At 65.8% G+C, this 15,963-nt stretch carries 13 protein-coding genes; 11 read left to right on the forward strand and 2 right to left on the reverse strand.

Annotation, left to right across the window (positions count from 1 at the left end):
• Positions 1 to 113: 113 nt before the first annotated feature.
• From F9929_RS15060 to F9929_RS15095, 8 genes are all read left to right on the forward strand, one after another.
• Positions 114 to 1,580 (forward strand): FGGY-family carbohydrate kinase, encoded by a 1,467-nt coding sequence (locus F9929_RS15060; protein WP_152047411.1) that lies wholly within the window; start codon positions 114 to 116, stop codon positions 1,578 to 1,580.
• A gap of 29 nt (positions 1,581 to 1,609) precedes the next feature.
• On the forward strand, positions 1,610 to 2,563 hold the full coding sequence (gene lipA / locus F9929_RS15065; RefSeq protein ID WP_152047412.1) for a lipoyl synthase: 954 nt from the start codon (positions 1,610 to 1,612) through the stop codon (positions 2,561 to 2,563).
• A gap of 295 nt (positions 2,564 to 2,858) precedes the next feature.
• Complete coding sequence (gene pepD / locus F9929_RS15070) at positions 2,859 to 4,325, forward strand: beta-Ala-His dipeptidase (RefSeq protein ID WP_193227779.1); 1,467 nt, start codon at positions 2,859 to 2,861, stop codon at positions 4,323 to 4,325.
• Between the two features lie 93 nt (positions 4,326 to 4,418).
• Positions 4,419 to 5,657, forward strand: a complete 1,239-nt coding sequence (locus tag F9929_RS15075) for an epoxide hydrolase family protein (RefSeq protein WP_152047414.1) — start codon at positions 4,419 to 4,421, stop codon at positions 5,655 to 5,657.
• Positions 5,658 to 5,684: 27 nt separating this feature from the next.
• The gene (locus tag F9929_RS15080) at positions 5,685 to 6,845 is read left to right on the forward strand and encodes a sugar ABC transporter substrate-binding protein (RefSeq protein WP_152047415.1); all 1,161 of its coding nucleotides are present in this window, start codon (positions 5,685 to 5,687) and stop codon (positions 6,843 to 6,845) included.
• 105 nt (positions 6,846 to 6,950) lie between these two features.
• Complete coding sequence (locus tag F9929_RS15085; RefSeq protein ID WP_152047416.1) at positions 6,951 to 7,985, forward strand: ABC transporter permease; 1,035 nt, start codon at positions 6,951 to 6,953, stop codon at positions 7,983 to 7,985.
• Positions 7,982 to 9,514, forward strand: coding sequence for a sugar ABC transporter ATP-binding protein (locus F9929_RS15090; RefSeq protein ID WP_152047417.1), 1,533 nt, complete (start codon positions 7,982 to 7,984; stop codon positions 9,512 to 9,514). Before F9929_RS15085 ends, F9929_RS15090 begins: the two co-directional genes overlap by 4 nt.
• Positions 9,511 to 10,536 (forward strand): ABC transporter permease, encoded by a 1,026-nt coding sequence (locus tag F9929_RS15095; RefSeq protein ID WP_152047418.1) that lies wholly within the window; start codon positions 9,511 to 9,513, stop codon positions 10,534 to 10,536. Before F9929_RS15090 ends, F9929_RS15095 begins: the two co-directional genes overlap by 4 nt.
• A 56-nt stretch (positions 10,537 to 10,592) precedes the next feature.
• Here F9929_RS15095 and F9929_RS15100 read toward each other — a convergent pair whose 3' ends face one another.
• Both F9929_RS15100 and F9929_RS15105 read right to left on the reverse strand, forming a co-directional pair.
• Positions 10,593 to 11,993, reverse strand: coding sequence for a diguanylate cyclase domain-containing protein (locus F9929_RS15100; RefSeq protein WP_152047419.1), 1,401 nt, complete (start codon positions 11,991 to 11,993; stop codon positions 10,593 to 10,595).
• A 148-nt stretch (positions 11,994 to 12,141) separates the two neighbouring features.
• The gene (locus tag F9929_RS15105) at positions 12,142 to 12,426 is read right to left on the reverse strand and encodes a hypothetical protein (RefSeq protein WP_152047420.1); all 285 of its coding nucleotides are present in this window, start codon (positions 12,424 to 12,426) and stop codon (positions 12,142 to 12,144) included.
• Positions 12,427 to 12,658: 232 nt separating this feature from the next.
• Between F9929_RS15105 and F9929_RS15110 the strand changes: the two genes are divergently transcribed.
• The 3 genes from F9929_RS15110 to F9929_RS15120 all read left to right on the forward strand — a co-directional run bounded on the left by F9929_RS15110 (position 12,659) and on the right by F9929_RS15120 (position 15,920).
• Positions 12,659 to 13,651, forward strand: a complete 993-nt coding sequence (locus tag F9929_RS15110) for an MsnO8 family LLM class oxidoreductase (RefSeq protein WP_152047421.1) — start codon at positions 12,659 to 12,661, stop codon at positions 13,649 to 13,651.
• Between the two features lie 13 nt (positions 13,652 to 13,664).
• Positions 13,665 to 14,273: a GNAT family N-acetyltransferase gene (locus tag F9929_RS15115; RefSeq protein ID WP_152047422.1), complete on the forward strand. Its 609-nt coding sequence runs from the start codon at positions 13,665 to 13,667 to the stop codon at positions 14,271 to 14,273.
• Between the two features lie 312 nt (positions 14,274 to 14,585).
• Positions 14,586 to 15,920 (forward strand): LLM class flavin-dependent oxidoreductase, encoded by a 1,335-nt coding sequence (locus F9929_RS15120; protein WP_152047518.1) that lies wholly within the window; start codon positions 14,586 to 14,588, stop codon positions 15,918 to 15,920.
• Positions 15,921 to 15,963 lie beyond the last annotated feature (43 nt).

Genomic DNA, 15,963 nt, shown 5'->3' on the forward strand with positions numbered 1-15,963 from the left:
AAGGATTCGCTGAAATGAAATAGTTGTTCATGAGATGAACATATGCTTCAATCATGCTGCTTACCGGCGAAGATCGCGACAATGCGACGCGCCGGCAGGACAGGGGAGGAAGCATGATTCTCGGAATCGATCTTGGAACCTCGGTCGTGAAGGCCGCAAGCTTTTCGCCTGACGGCCGGAACCTTGCCGTCGCGTCCCGCCGCACGGTGTTCGACCAACCCGGCGACGGGCGGGTCGAACAGGACTTCGAGATGCTGGTGCATTCGGTCGGTGAGGTGATCGCCGAGGTCTGCGAGCGCTCCGGCCAGATCCCCGAAGCGATCGGCATCACCGGCCAGGGCGACGGCCTATGGCTTCTGGACGAGGAAGGGCGCGCCGTGCGCCCCGCCATTTCCTGGCTCGACGACCGGGGCACCGCCCCGCTCCAGCGCTGGATCGACTCGGGCGTCTACGACGCCGTGTTCAGGCGCAACGCCAACGCCATCTTCCCCGGCTCGCACGCCCCGCTGATGGCCGCGCTGGCGGCAGCCGAGCCCGACGCCTTGGAGCGAGCGGCGACCGCGAGCTACCTCAAGGACGGCATTCTCCAGCGCCTGACCGGCGCGCGCGTGACCGACGCTTCCGACAGTTCGCTTCCCTTTCTCGACATCGTGAAGCGCGATTACGATCCCGAGATCCTCCGGCTGCTCGGCCTCGAGCGCTATCGCCGGCTTCTGGCGCCCGTGATGCCGGCGCCCGGGCAAGCCTTTCCCTTGAACGCGGCGGGCGCGGCGCTGACCGGCTTGCCCGAGGGCATCCCAGTCCATGCCGGACCCTTCGACCTCGTGGCCTGCCCCATCGGCGCGGGCGTGCGCAATATTGGCGACGGCCTCATCATCATGGGCACGACGCTGGCCTGCGAAGTGATGGTGGACCGGATCGACACCGCCGCCGATCCCGTCGGTATGACGCTCTGTACGCCGGCTCCCGACCGCTGGATTCGCTCGCTTCCAGCCACCGTCGGCACGGCGGCGCTGGACTGGGTCCTCAACCTCGTGGGCGCCAAGCACGACCAAGTGGAAGACCTTCTGTCGCGCAGCGTGCCGGGCGCGAACGGCGTCACCGCCCTTCCTTATTTCTCCGCCATCGGCGAGCGTGCGCCCTTCTGCGACGTCAGGGCGCGCGGGCAGCTCGCGGGCCTTTGCACGCGAACGACCTCCGCCGACCTCGTCACCGCCGTTTGCGAGTCGGTCGCCTATGCGGCGCGCCACTGCATCGAGGCGGCGGGGCTCGACGGCCGGTTGATGATCTGCGGGGGCGGCTCCTCCTCGCCGGCCTGGTCGCAGATGCTGGCCGACGTCCTGCAAATACCCCTCCAAGTCGCGCCCAAGCCCGAGGTCGGCGCGCGCGGTGCCTGCATGGCGGCGATGGACGTGGTGGGCATCGGCTACGACGCCGAAGCCTGGACGAAGGCCCACGGCACGATCGAGCCGCGCGCGGCGAGCGCCCGACACTACGGCGCGGGCTACGACCATTATCTCGACACGGTGGCCGCTGCCCGATCCCTTTGGAACCATCCGCGCCGCCTCGCCGCCGCCTGAACCGGGCTTCCGGCCCCCAAGGAAACTTCATGTCCCGCGATCTGACGATCCCCGCCGAGCGCCACCCCGAAAAGGCCCATCGCCCGGTGACGCCCGACCTGCCGAAACCCGCCTGGATTCGCGTCAAGGCGCGTGTCGGCGAAGGCTACAAGGCGACGCGCGAGATCGTGGAAGCGCATCGCCTGACCACGGTCTGCGAAGAGGCCGGCTGTCCCAATGTCAGCGAATGCTGGAGCCAGCGCCACGCCACCATGATGATCATGGGCGACATCTGCACGCGCGGCTGCACCTTCTGCAACGTCGCCACCGGGCGGCCCGATGCGCTCGACCGTTTCGAACCCGCGCGCGTCGCCAACGCCGTGAAGAAGCTGGGCCTCGCGCATGTGGTGGTCACCAGCGTCGACCGCGACGATCTGGAGGACGGCGGTGCGGACCATTTCGCGCGCACGATCGAGATGATCCGCCGTCATTCGCCGGACACCACGGTGGAGATCCTGACGCCCGACTTCCGGCGCTGCCCTTCCTCGGCGCTGGAAAGGGTGATCGCGGCCGCGCCCGATGTCTTCAACCACAATCTGGAGACCGTGCCGGGGCTCTACGCCGAGGTGCGGCCGGGGGCGCGCTACTACACCTCGCTTCGCCTTCTCCAGCGCGCCAAGGAACTGCGGCCCTCGCTCTTCACCAAAAGCGGCATCATGGTGGGCCTCGGCGAAACGCGGCGGGAAATCCTTCAGGTGATGGACGATATGCGGGCTGCGGATGTCGATTTCCTGACGATCGGCCAGTACCTGCGCCCGACGCCCCGCCACCACGCGGTGGAACGCTACGTCCCGCCGGAGGAATTCGCCGAATACGAGCGGATCGCGCGGGCGAAGGGCTTTCTGATGGTGTCGGCGACGCCCCTCACCCGGTCGAGCTACCATGCCGGCAAGGATTTCGCGCGCCTGCGCGACGCCCGGGCGGCCCAGCTTCGCTCGAACTGACGTGAAGAGCGATTTTTCACGCGAACGGGCCTTGTCCCATCGCATTGCAGCACAAGAGGTCGCTTGCGCTCCGACGAACATATGATACAAATGCGTATGCCTTGATCATTTGTACCATCTACGCATGAACATCCGGATCGAGCGCCATTCACGGGAAGGATGACGCTCTTCGGAACACATCTTCGCAGCGAGCATGCCGGTGCGGCCCAATAGCCTCGCCATCCGGCGAGGCCGGGCGAGCCCTCGAAGACGCCGACAAAGTTTTAAATGCACATCGGATTTCTGGGAGGAAACGATGCGGGTTCTGGAAGATGTCGAACCGCGTGAAGTCATGGGGTTCTTCGAACAGTTGAGCGCGCGCCACCGCTGCTCGCAACACGAAAAGCAGGCGACGGACTTCATCGCCGACTTCGCCACGGAGCGCGGTCTCGAGCACCATCGCGACGAACTCCAGAACATCATCGTCAAGAAGCCCGGAACGCCGGGCTATGAGCAGGCGCCGACCGTGATCCTGCACGGCCATCTCGACATGGTCTGCAAGGTCGACGACGGAGTAAGCCATGATTTCGCCAGCCAGGGCGTGAAGCTGAAGCTCGACGGCGACCGGGTCCGCGCGGAAGGCACGACGCTCGGCGCCGACAACGGGCTCGGCATCTCCTACATGCTCGCCCTTCTCGATTCCCGCGACATCCCCCATCCGCCGCTCGAATGCGTGATGACGGCGATGGAGGAGATGGGCAAGGTCGGCGGCGACGGCGTGGACCTGAAGCTCCTTTCCGGCAAGCGGATGATCGACTTCAACTGGATCGACGAGAATCAGCTTCTGGCGGGCTGCTCGGGCGACGTGTCGTGCCAGATCGACGTCGAGGCCGGTTGGGAAGAGGCCGAGGCCGGTCGCACGGCGCTTGTCGTGGACCTTCGTGGGCTTCGCGGCGGCCATTGCGAATTCGACATCCATTTCGAGCGCGGCAACGCGATCACGCTTCTGGGGCGGCTCGTACGCGCCGCGACGAGAGCCGGGGATGTCAGGATCGCGAGCGTTTCGGGCGGCGTCCAGAACAACGTCATTCCGGCCGAAAGCGAGGCCGTCCTGTGGGTGCCGAGCGCCGAAGCGGATAAAGTGGCCAAAGCGGTGGAAGCGCTTGCGGTCGAGCTGAAGCGCGAATTCGCGCTCGCCGACCCGGACCTGCGCATCAAGGTCACGAAGGAGAACCGGGACGTTTCGCGCGTTTTCTCCAAACGGGCGGGCGATGCGCTGATCGCCATCCTGGCGCTTCTGCCGGACGGCATCCAGACCCAGAACCTCGAAGTCCAGGGCAACTGGGAAACATCCAACAATATCGGCCTGATGCGCACCAAGAAGAACGGCGTCCAGATCGTGTCCACGATCACCAGCGCCGTGACCTCGCGCAAGCATGCCGTTCTCGACAAGATGATGCTGCTGGCGGAGATGGCGGGCGATGGCGTCACCGCCAAGCAGATCGGCCTCGATGCGCCGGAATTTCCCTGGAACCCCCAATCGCGCATGCTGGAGATCGCCAAGGAAAGCTATGGGCGGGTCATGGGCCGGGCGCCCGACATCCTCGTGTCCGTCTGCTCTCTCGAACTCGGCATGTTCACCCAGCGCATCGAAGGGCTCGACACGATCGGCATCGGGACGAACCTCTACGACCTTCATTCGCCGAAGGAGAGCATGGACCACACGTCGGCGGCCCGCGTTTGGCCGCTCATCAAGGACGTGATGCGCCACCTCGACCGCTGATCGACGGAAAACCGCGCCGAGCGGCGCTGAGCGCGGGCCTCCGGTGGGCCCGCGACGGGAAGTTGCGCCTTTGATTCTGGGAGGAATGGGCACATGGCATCATCGAGCGAGGTTCGGGACTTCAAGATCCATATCCCGGACGAGGATCTGGCGGATCTCAGCGAGCGGCTGAAGCGCACGCGCTACTCGAACGACTTCGCCAACGACGATTGGCGCTACGGCTACAACACCAAGTATCACCGCGAACTCATCCAGTACTGGATCGACGAATACGATTGGCGCGACGTCGAGCGGCGGATGAACGAACTGCCGCAGTTCCGCATCGACCTGATGGGCGTGCCGCTTCACTTCGTTCATGTGCGCGGCAAGGGGCCGAACCCGATGCCGCTCCTGATCCATCACGGCTGGCCCTGGACCTTCTGGGACCTGCGCAAGGTGATCGGGCCCCTGACCGACCCCGAAAGCTTCGGCGGACGGGCGGAGGACAGCTTCGACGTCGTCCTGATCTCCCTGCCGGGCTATGGCTTCTCCTCGCCCCTCACGCAAACGGGCTGGAACTTCTGGCGCACGGCCGATCTCGAGAACACGCTGATGCGGGACGTTCTCGGCTACGAGCGCTACGCCACCGCCGGCGGCGACTGGGGCGCGCTGATCGCCCAGCAGCACGGCCACAAATACGAGCGCGACGTGATCGGCGTTTACACGCACTTTCCCGCGCAGATGAGCCATTACCTGCCCGCCCACCCGGACCAGCCGGAGGGCATCCGCTACGACCCGCTCCTCGGGCTTCCGGCGGCGACCGAATACACGGCCGAGGAAGCCGGCTGGTTCGAGCGCGGCAAGCTCTTCGTGGAGCGCGAAAGCGGCTATGGCGAGATGCAACTCACCAAACCGCAGACGCTCGCCTCGCTGGTGGCCGACTCGCCCGCCGGCCAGCTCGCCTGGATCACCGAGAAACGGTACTTCTGGGGCCTGGCCGAGCGCGGGGTCGGAACCGAGGCTTTCGAGCGCGTGTGGCCGAAGGAAGACCTCGTCACCACCGCCGCCGTCTACTTCCTGACCAATACGGGCGGAACTTCATCGCGCTACTACTGGGAATGCCGGGGCAATCCCTGGACGCCGAGCCACGACCGCTTCCCGGTCGTTGGCGTCCCCACCGCCGTCTCGATCTTTCCGGGCGAGATCTACAAGCCCCCGCGGACCTGGACCGAGAAATACTTCAACCTCGCGCAGTACCGCATCCACGACCGTGGCGGACATTTCGCGCCGCTCGAGGTGCCGGACCTCTTCGTGGACGACGTGCGCACGTTCTTCCGCGACCTTCGAAGCTGACACAAAGAAAAACCAGAGGAGGATTTCATGCCCGAATTGAATTCGAAGAATTTCGGCCGCCGTCGCGCCAAGACCCGGTTCCTCGGCGCCTTCGCCGCGACCGCGCTCGGCCTCGGCGCAGTTCTCGGACTGTCGGCCGGTGCCGATGCCCAAGGCATCGCCAAGGAAGACATGGTCATGGTGGTGTCGGTCATCAACACGACCAACCCCTACATGATCTCCAATATCGAGGGCGCCAAGGCCCTGTCCGCCAAGCTCGGCATTCCGCTGGAGATCGTGAACTCCAACAATTCCTCCCAGACCGGCATCTCGAACATCCTGGCGATCCTGGCGAGCGGCAAGAAGCCGATCATGTTCGTCAACACCGTCGCCAGTTCCGATGCGCCGACCATCGTCGACGCGGTGAAGCGCGCGGGCGGCTACGTGTCGATCTGGTGGAACAAGCCGGACGGCTACAAGCCGCAGAATGTCGGCGACAACTTCGTCGCCTTCCAGAAGATCCCAGGCGTCGAATCCGGCCGCTGCGGCGCGCAGGCCATCGGCGAAGCGCTCGGGGGCAAGGGCAACGTCGTTCTTCTGCCCGGCGTCCAGGACTCCACCACCAGCCAGACCCGCGTGGCCGGCTTCCGCGCCGAGATCGCGGAGAAATATCCCGACATCAAGATCCTGGACGCGCGGCCCTCGAACTGGGACCCGCAGATTGCCGCGCGCAACGCGCAGGACCTCATCGTCAAATACGGCAGCGACATCAACGGCGTGTGGAGCGCCGACGACGCGATGCAGATCGGCGCGATGCAGTCCTTCGAGAATGCCGGGCTTCTCGACAAGGTGAAGTTCGCTTCCGACGGGCTTTATCCGAAGACGCTCGAGGACATCAAATCGGGTCGCGGCAACAAGGCCATCGTCGGCGAAACCTTCCATCGCGGCTACATGGCCTCGGCGGTCGGTCTCTACACGGCCTATCTGGCGGCGACCGGCGAGGTGAAGCCCTCCACGCTTCCGCCCGAAAAGCGCGAAAGCCTGTTCAAGCTGAGCTGCGTGAAGACCGACAACTACCAGGACTATCTCCAGTACGACAGTGCCGACGCGCCGGCGAAGTTCGTGGACCGGCTGGTTCAGAACGGTCCCTGGAACACCGAGCCCATGCCGCTGGTCGGCGGCGCTCCCGAAGTCATGCCCAAGTCCTAAGGGCGAATGCCTGAAGGAGGGGGCGGCGAGTGACAGCCGCCCGCCCCTTCCGTTCCGAACCGTCCCGACCGCTCCCAACCGCCGTTTCGTCGGCAAGGAGACGACATGTCCTTCGCGCATGGCGACACCAACCTCATGCCTAAACATGGTCCCGGCCATGCGGGCGCGGCGCGCTCGGCCTTGTCGGCGCGCTGGAAGGCGTCGGGCGGTCTTCTTCTTTCGCTTCTCGTGCTTGTCGTGGCGTTCTCGTTTCTGAACCCGCGCTTTTCCAGCATCGAGAACCTGCAGAACGTCCTTTACCAGGCGTCCGTCCCGCTGATCATCGTGGTCGGCACGACGCTCGTCATTCAGATGGGCTCCATCGACCTGTCGGTTCAGGGCGTCATGGGCGCTTCCGGCATGGCCTGGATTCTTCTGTCGCCCAACACCCGGCTCGATCTCGACATGGCGGGCTGGTCGTGGGTTCTGGCGCTCGGCCTCGGTCTCGCCATCGGGCTCCTGACGGGGTTGATCTACGCCAAGCTGAAGGTGCCCTCCTTCGTGGTGACGCTCGGCACCTGGTATGTCGGGCTCGGCATCGCCATCCTTCTTTACGGCAACAGCCTTCTGCCGAGCCTGACCGACGAGGGACTGGCGCGTTGGCCCATCACGCCGACGCTCGGGTTACCGAACGCCTTCTGGCTGGCCTTCGCGACCGTCGTCATCGGCACGCTCGTCGTGCGCTACACCTATCTCGGGCGCGGCATCCTGGCGATCGGCAACAACGAGACGATCGCGCGCTCGGGCGGCATGGCGGTGGACCGGATCAAGATCGCCGCCTTCACGATCGCCGGGGGCCTCAGCGGCCTCGCCGGCATCCTCGCCACCATGCAGCTCGGCTCCGGCTCGCCCGATATCGGCTCCAGCCAGCTTTTCACCGTGATCCCGGCCGCCGTGATCGGCGGCACGGCCCTGAAAGGCGGCGAGGGCGGCGTTCTGCAGTCCGCGCTCGGCGTCATGCTGCTGATCATCCTCAACAACGGGCTCGTCCTTGCGGGCGTCGACCCGAACTATCAGTCGGGTGTCTTCGGCGCGATCCTGCTGATCGCCATCGTCGCCGTCGCCTGGCCGGACCGCAGCCGTTTGAAGGTGGAAAAATGAGCGCCGTCTCCCATCCGCCCGTTCTGACCCTGTCGGGCGTCGGCCGCACCTTCGGCAAGGTCAAGGCCGTCGATTCGATCTCGCTGACGATCCAGCGCGGCGAGGTCGTCGGCCTCGTCGGCGAGAACGGGGCCGGCAAGTCGACGCTTCTGAAGATCCTGGCGGGCATCGAGCAGCCCGACACCGGGACCATGGAGATCAACGGCAGGAAGGCCAATTTTCGCGGCCCCTACGACGCGCAGCGTGCGGGCGTCGGCGTCGTGCATCAGGAACAATCGCTCTTCACCAACCTGACGGTGGCCGAGAATATCGGGCGGCAAAGCCGCAAGACCGACATCCTGAGCCGCCTCGGCATCCAGAACTGGCGCCGCCTGAACCGGGAAGCGGCCGACGTGCTCGGCAAGATCGGGGTGCGCCTCGACCCGACCGCGCGCGTCGGCGACCTGTCCTTCGTGGACCGCCAGATGGTGGAGATCGCCCGCGCCGTGTGCGTCGACCGGGCGACAAGCCAAACGCCGCTGATCATCCTCGACGAGCCGACCGCCGTTCTGGAAGAAGCCGAGGCCGCCGTTCTGGAGCGCGAGATCCGCAAGCTGAAGGAATTCGCCAGCGTCATCTTCGTATCGCACCGCCTCGACGAGATCATGCGCATCTGCGACCGCGTCATCGTCATGCGCAGCGGGCGGCTCGTCAGCGACCGGAAGACCGCCGACACGAGCAAGCAGCAGCTCTTCGACGCGATGGTGGAAAATGCGGCCGAGGCCCGCAAGGGCGCGAAGGCCGCCTCGCTGGACGAGGCCGAGCCCGTGCTCGTGGTTCGCGGCCTCACCCGCCACGGGCATTTCCGCGACGTGTCCTTCACCGCGCGGAAAGGGCAGGTCACAGCTCTCGTCGGCTCCAACGGATCGGGAAGCGGCGAGGTCGCGCGCACCATCTTCGGCGCCGAGCGCTTCGACGCGGGCTCGATCGAGATCGACGGTCGGCCCGTTTCGCACTGGTCGATCCGCCGCGCCGTCGCGGCGGGCCTCGCCTATGTGCCCGCCGAGCGCAAGACCGAGGGCATGATCGGCGGCTACTCGGCCGCCCGCAACATCGCCATCGTCCATCCGGGCGAAGGCGCATCCGGCCCGTTTCTGCGACCCGGCCGCATGAACGAGGTCGCGCAGGGCTGGTTCGACCGGCTCGACGTGCGGCCGAACGACATCGCCAAGCCCCTGATCCAGTTTTCCGGCGGGAACCAGCAGAAGGTGGTGATGGCGAAGTGGCTGAACGCGGCCGCCTTGAAGGTCCTGATCCTCGACCACCCGTTGCGCGGGCTCGATGTCGGCGCCGCGCAGGCCGTGAACGCGGAAATCCACCGAGCCTGCGATGCCGGCGCCGCCGTGATCCTCGTTCCCGACACGATCGAGGAAGCTCTCGAAATGGCGAGCGAGATCGTCGTCCTTCGCGACGGCGAGGTTTCGGCCCGCCACGACCTCACCCAGCGAAGCGACCTGTCGCTCCAAACGATCGTGGCGGAGATGGTATGACCCACCGGAACGCGACCTCCCCCGCAAGCGCCACCGCCGCCCTCGCCGCTTCCCCTGGCGAGCGGCCGTTGGACCGGCTTCGCCGCCACGCGTCCTGGCATCTCCTGGCCCCCGTCTGCGTCTTCGCGGCGATGCTTCTGGCGGTGTCGATCCTGAACCCCTCCTATCTCGGGCCCTTCGGCATCTCGATCGTCACGGCCACCGCCGCGCCGATCCTCCTCGTCGCGCTCGGCCAAGCCATGATCCTCAATATCGGGTCGATCGATCTGACGAACGCCGCGATCGGCCTTCTCAGCTCCATCCTGATCGCGCTCACCTTGTCTTCGCTCGGGGTCGGCTCGCTTCTTCTCGTGCTCTTCCTCGTCACGGTGATCGGGGCCGTCAACGGCGCGGTGGTCGCCTATGCCCAGGTGCCCTCCTTCGCTCTGACGCTCGGAACGCTCGGCATCCTGCAAACGGCGGTTCTCGTGATCAGCGGCGCGAACACCATCTATGTCGACGAGAACCGCGAGCTCGTGACGTTCTTCTACGAGGTCCAATGGCTGAACGTGCCGCTGACCTTCTGGCTCGGGGTCGGGGTCGCGCTTTTCTACTGGCTTCTTCTGCGCCTCACGCGGGTTGGGCAGAACATGACCGCGATCGGCAAGAACGAGATCGGCGCGATCCTTTCGGCCGTGCCCAACCGCCGAGTGAAGATCCTCGCCTTCGCCATTTCAGGCTTCACCGGGGGTCTGGCCGGGATCGCGATCCTGGCGCAGGCGGGATCGGCCTCCGCGAGCGGTCTCGGCAGCGCCCTTCTTCTGCCCGGCATCGCCGCGGCGCTGGTGGGAGGAACCTCGATCTCGGGCGGGCAAACCAACCCGATCAACGTCGTCTTCGGCGCCCTCACCGTCGCCTTCGTGCCCGTCGCCATCCAGGCTCTGCGCTTCAGCGCCGAAGCGCAAAGCCTCGTCTACGGGATCTTCATCATCGTGGTCGTGGCGCTGACCACGGCGCGCGAGCGCGGCTTGATCATCAGATAGGTGCGGGAGCCGCTCCGGAACCATAGGCCCCTTCCCGTCACGCCTCTCGGACGACCTCAGTTCTTCGTCGCGACCATGCCGCTTCGATCGTCGGCGACGCTGCCCATGTAGAACCTCACGGATCCCTTTCTTTCGCGCTTGCCGATATAGAGCGCTTCGTCCGCATGGCGGATGAGCTCGACCGGCGAGGCGCCGTCCTGAGGGGCGATCGCGATGCCGATGGTCGCTCCGACGCGGACAAGATGATCCCCGATCACCATCGGCGTGCTCAACGCAACAATGATCCGAGCGCCCGCGCTGCGGATCGCGGGGATATCGTTGTCGCAGAACATGAGAACGGCGAACTCGTCGCCGCCGAGCCGATAAGCGGTGGCGTTCTTCGGCAGCGCGGCACCGATGCGGCGCGTCGCCTCGCAAAGAACCGCGTCGCCAACCTCATGCCCGAACGTGTCGTTGACCGCTTTGAAACCGTCGAGATCGAGATACAAAAGACTGTGCGGCTCGACCTTTCCATCGGTCCTCGTCATCGCATCCAGATGCCGCATCAGGACAGATCGGTTCAGGAGGCTCGTCAAAGGGTCTCGCGAAGCCCGCTCTTCCGTTCGGCGGAGATCCTTGAGAAGAAGCGTCGCTTGGCGAAGAACGAAGCAGATCAAGCCCGCGAAGGCGGCGAGAAGGACCAGCAGCGGCGGCAGAAGCTTAGACAGGAGACGCCCGCCCGGATCGTCGCCGGTCCAGGCCAATCGGACAGGGACCTTGCCGTCCGAGGTCGTGACCACGACGGATGCAGGTAGGTCCGTCCCGCCGCTCTCGATGTGAAGATCGGGCAGGCGGTAGATGCCGGAGAGGTGGTTCAGTTGCTCGTCGTCGAGAAGATCGACGAAAGCCAGGATGCTGCGCCGGTCACGCGTTTCGTCGACCGGATTATCGTATGATCGCAGCGGGGCGACCGCGACGAGAGCGGGACGGCCGTTGGCGAGAACGAGACCGGACACGACGGCATCGGGTCCGCCGGACGCACGCTTCAGCAATATCCCGTCGAAGCCGGAGGACATGATACGGTCAGCCGGCTGGATGGACCTCGCCCCGTTCGTCATGCCGTATGTGGTTCGCCCTGCCGGATCGATGACGAATGTCGTGTCGACACCGTAGCGGGCCTGCATCGTCGGTCCGATATTGTCGTCGGCCCATGCGGGATCGGGACGGATCGCGAGATTGTTCAGCGCGTCGTCCCAGTGCGCGTAATCGTCGACGATCTTGGACAGCTCGGCCAGGCGGATGTCGATCATGCCGCGCGCCAGCTCGCGTTGACGCTCCAGCGCGTCCTCGGTTTGCCGATGCGCGACGAAAATGGCCATGGCGATCACCGCGCAGATCATCAACCCCACGATGCCCATGATCGGCAACGTGACCCTCGTGACGACCTTTCGGTAGGTCTGGCTGATGCTGTTGGGCATGAACAACCCCCGTATTCAGAGGACCCTACACCTTCCGGAATGAGGAAAACGTAACCGGCATCGCCGTACCGGGCGCAGGCGAAATTACGCCTGCGGAATCTCGGAAAGCGTCACGGCCGCCTCGTGCGCTACGCCTGTCGCATGACGATCATTGGTGCGTCTTCAGCCATTCCCAGACGGAATGGTTCAGCCATCCGTAATGGTGCCCGGCGCTCAAGACCGCGACATACAGGCGGTCGTTGCCGTCGAGCCGCTGCTGCAGGACCGCGCTGACCTGATCGACGGTCTGAGTGGTCGAGATCCAGCGCACGGTTTCCAGCCCGCCGTCCGCGATGTTGTCGTACCGGCCGAGAAGCCGCAGGAACGCATCCCGCGCGCCCAGGTAGTTCGGTCGCTCCTTATGCATATTCCACGTCACGATGTAGACGGCCACGTCCGCGCCTCCATTCCCTTCAGCAAAGCGACGACAATCTAAGCATCAAAATGTTACTTGAGGTTACATAACCATCGAGGGGCGGCATTTTGCTTTTTAGTCCATTATTTTGATATATTATTCTTCCTGATCCCGGCGATGCTTGCATAAGATCGACCGCGCCCGGTGCGCGGTTCGTGCCGGGCCAAGCGATGTCGGCCTTTCACGAGGCGCAAAACCGGGAGGGTCGGCCATGACCTATCGCCTCAGCATCCTCGACAAGAGCCCGATCGCGCCCAGCACGAGCGCCGGCGAGGCCCTGGCGACGAGCCTTGCCTATGCCGAACTCGCCGACAGCCTCGGCTACCATCGCTTCTGGGTGGCCGAGCATCACGGCACGAATGCCCTGGCAAGCGCCGCCCCGGAAGTTCTGGCCAGCCATCTCCTCGCCCGCACCCGGCGCATCCGCATCGGCACCGGCGGCGTGCTTCTCCAGCACTACAGCCCCTTCAAGGTGGCGGAACTCTTCGGCGTCCTGTCGGCGCTCGCGCCGGGGCGCGTCGATCTCGGCATCGGCAAGGCGCCCGGCGGGCTGCCACTCGGCACGAAGGCGCTGCAGGCCGAGCTTGCGACACCCCGACATTCCTTCGACGCCAAGCTGCGCGATCTCGACCTTCTTCTTTCCGCCGCCGCCCCGGAAGGCCATCCCTTGGCGGGCGCCGAGGCCCTTCCCCGCGCCGCCGTTCTTCCCGAGCGCTTTCTGCTCGGCGCGAGCGAAGCGAGCGCCGCCCTTGCCGCCGAACTCGGCTGGGGCTTCGTCCATGCCGGGCACCACGACGGCGACGCGAACGCCATCGAACGCAGCCTTGCCGCCGCGCGCATCGCCGGCCCTCAACCGATCCTGGCCGTCACCGCCATCGCCGCGCCGACGCGCGAGGAAGCCCGCGCGGCGGCGGACTACAAGGTGTTCAAGCTCCATCTGCCGGGTGGGCAGGCGGTGAATCTCGGCAGCCTCGACGCCGCCGAGGAATATGCGCGCCAACTCGGCGTCCGCCCGATCAAGGTCGAGGAACGCCGGCCCGAGGTTCTGGCCGGCACGCCCGACGATATCCATGCCGCGCTTGGGGGCCTCGCCCGCCGGCACGGCGTCACCGAGTTCGTGCTCGACTCCCCGATCGCCGACCGGGCAGACCGACTGCGCTCCATCGAGCTGATCGCCGCCGTTCCGCGCCGAGCCGCGGCCTGACGGGAAACGCGGGATGGCCGACCGTCTTCTTCGTTCCTCGCCGCTCGCCGTCGAAGCTGAAGCCCTGATCGAAGGGCTCGTCGCCGAGTCCGCGCGCCGCTACGGCATTGATCGGCCGGGCGGAGCACGATCCGAGATCGAGCGCTACCCGGCGGCAGCCTTCGTGCCACCGCTCGGCGACTTCCTGCTTCTCCAACGAAACGGCGAAACGATCGGCGGCGGGGCCTTCATGAGTCATGACGACGACACCGCCGAGCTGAAGCGCATCTGGACCCATGCAGATCTGCGGCGACAGGGCCTTGCCCGCCGCGTGGTCGCAGCGCTGGAAGAAAGCGCGGCAGCCCTTGGATACACCCGCGCTTATCTCACCACCGGTTTTCGCCAGCCCGAAGCCGTCGCGCTGTATCTGTCGCTCGGCTACCGCCCGCTTTTCGACGTGTCGGCCGACCCGGCGCTATTCCGGTCCCTCCCCTTCGAGAAGCATATCGGCGCGAAGGCCGGCCTTCCCGGCACCGCACCGACGCGCCGGGCGGCCGCCGACTTCACCACGGCCTCGATGGAAGTGGCCGCCATCAAGGCCGAGCAGGAAGGTCTCATTCTCGAACGCCTCGCGCGGGTTTGATCCTACCGTTTGGTCAGACCGTTCACGAAGCGCTCGCGGCGGATATCGCGCACCGCCGCCTCGACGTCGCCCCCAGGATATTCGTCGATCGGTCGCCCGACGGTGATCGTCGGCGTCGATCCACCCCTCGACCGAGGCTGTATCGAAACGAATGTCCGTGCCATCGGCCGTCGAACCCCGCGCGATCCCCGGTGGAAATATCGCCCCGTCGACCGATATCCTCGCACCGGCGAGCGCCCGCCCGGCCACGGCGCCATTCGAGAAAGCGATCCATTGAGCGCGCGCAAGGAACTTATTCTCAACGCCTTCAGCATGAACTGCGTCGGCCACATCAATCATGGGCTTTGGACGCATCCGCGCGACCGCTCGGTGGATTACGCCAAACTCTCCCACTGGACGGATCTGGCGAAGGTTCTGGAGGGAGGACTGTTCGACGCGATGTTCATCGCCGACATCGTCGGGGTCTACGATGTCTATGGCGGATCGATCGATCTCACCGCGCGCGAAGCCATCCAGCTTCCGGTGAACGACCCGACCCTTCTCGTGCCGGCCATGGCGGCGGTGACGGAGGGGCTCGGCTTCGGCGTCACGGTGAACACCGCCGTCGAGCATCCCTATACCTTCGCCCGCCGCTTCTCGACGCTCGATCACCTGACGGAGGGCCGGATCGGCTGGAACGTCGTGACCGGCTATCTCGACAGCGCCGCCCGCGCGGTGGGGCGCGACGCGATGCGCGAACATGACGAGCGCTACGACCGGGCCGACGATTACCTCGAACTTCTCTACAAGCTTTGGGAAACGAGTTGGGAAGACGGGGCGGTGAAGCGCGACAAACCCGCCCGCCTTTATGCCGACCCGTCGAAAATCCACGAAATCCGGCACGACGGCCCCTTCTATCAAAGCCACGGCTTCCACCTTTCCGAGCCCTCCCCGCAACGAACGCCGGTGATCTTCCAGGCCGGCACCTCGGGCCGGGGCCAGCGTTTCGCCGCCCGCCATGCCGAATGCGTGTTCATCGGCGCATCGGACCCGGAAGCCGCGCGCCGCACCTCCCGCCAGTTGCGCGAGGCGGTGGTGGCCGCCGGGCGTCGCCCGGACGATATCCGCATCCTCGTCGGGATGAGCGTCGTCACCGGGCAAACGGATGAAGACGCCCAGGATCGGCTTGCCGATTACGTCACCCATGCCAGTCCGGAAGCCGCGCTCGCCCATTTCGCGGCGGGGAGCGGCATCGACTTTTCGCGCTACGGGCTCGACGACGAGATTTCCTATGGCCCGACCAACGCGATCCAGTCGACAACGGCGGCGGCGCGCCAGAAGGGCCTGACCAGGCGTCAGCTTCTCGAAGCCTCCAGGCTCGACAGCCGTTATCCGCTGGTGGTCGGGTCGGGCAAAACGGTCGCCGCCGAACTCGGGCGCTGGGCCGAGGAAGGCGAGATCGACGGCTTCAACCTCACCCGCACGGTGACGCCCGAATGCTGGCACGATTTCGTGCGCTTCGTGGTGCCGGCCCTTCAGGAACGCGGCCTCTACAAGGCCGCTTACCGTACGGGCACCCTGCGCCATCGCCTGTTCGGGGAAGGCGACCGCCTACCCCCGCGCCATGCCGGCGGAACCTTGCGGGACGAAGCGGCCGCGGCCCGTTAGCCATCCCCTCTCCGCAGTCTTCGTTGACAAGCTATCGATGCGA

The organism is Aureimonas psammosilenae (assembly GCF_009176975.1).
Classification (GTDB): Bacteria; Pseudomonadota; Alphaproteobacteria; order Rhizobiales; family Rhizobiaceae; genus Plantimonas; species Plantimonas psammosilenae.

What these genes read in the sequence shown, in the direction of transcription:
- F9929_RS15085 (WP_152047416.1), top strand. Translation starts at nt 6,951, where the DNA reads ATGTCCTTCGCGCATGGCGACACCAACCTCATGCCTAAACATGGTCCC.
- F9929_RS15115 (WP_152047422.1), top strand. Translation starts at nt 13,665, where the DNA reads ATGGCCGACCGTCTTCTTCGTTCCTCGCCGCTCGCCGTCGAAGCTGAA.
- F9929_RS15110 (WP_152047421.1), top strand. Translation starts at nt 12,659, where the DNA reads ATGACCTATCGCCTCAGCATCCTCGACAAGAGCCCGATCGCGCCCAGC.
- lipA (WP_152047412.1), top strand. Translation starts at nt 1,610, where the DNA reads ATGTCCCGCGATCTGACGATCCCCGCCGAGCGCCACCCCGAAAAGGCC.
- pepD (WP_193227779.1), top strand. Translation starts at nt 2,859, where the DNA reads ATGCGGGTTCTGGAAGATGTCGAACCGCGTGAAGTCATGGGGTTCTTC.
- F9929_RS15095 (WP_152047418.1), top strand. Translation starts at nt 9,511, where the DNA reads ATGACCCACCGGAACGCGACCTCCCCCGCAAGCGCCACCGCCGCCCTC.
- F9929_RS15075 (WP_152047414.1), top strand. Translation starts at nt 4,419, where the DNA reads ATGGCATCATCGAGCGAGGTTCGGGACTTCAAGATCCATATCCCGGAC.
- F9929_RS15060 (WP_152047411.1), top strand. Translation starts at nt 114, where the DNA reads ATGATTCTCGGAATCGATCTTGGAACCTCGGTCGTGAAGGCCGCAAGC.
- F9929_RS15090 (WP_152047417.1), top strand. Translation starts at nt 7,982, where the DNA reads ATGAGCGCCGTCTCCCATCCGCCCGTTCTGACCCTGTCGGGCGTCGGC.
- F9929_RS15100 (WP_152047419.1), bottom strand. Translation starts at nt 11,993, where the DNA reads ATGCCCAACAGCATCAGCCAGACCTACCGAAAGGTCGTCACGAGGGTC.
- F9929_RS15080 (WP_152047415.1), top strand. Translation starts at nt 5,685, where the DNA reads ATGCCCGAATTGAATTCGAAGAATTTCGGCCGCCGTCGCGCCAAGACC.
- F9929_RS15120 (WP_152047518.1), top strand. Translation starts at nt 14,586, where the DNA reads ATGAACTGCGTCGGCCACATCAATCATGGGCTTTGGACGCATCCGCGC.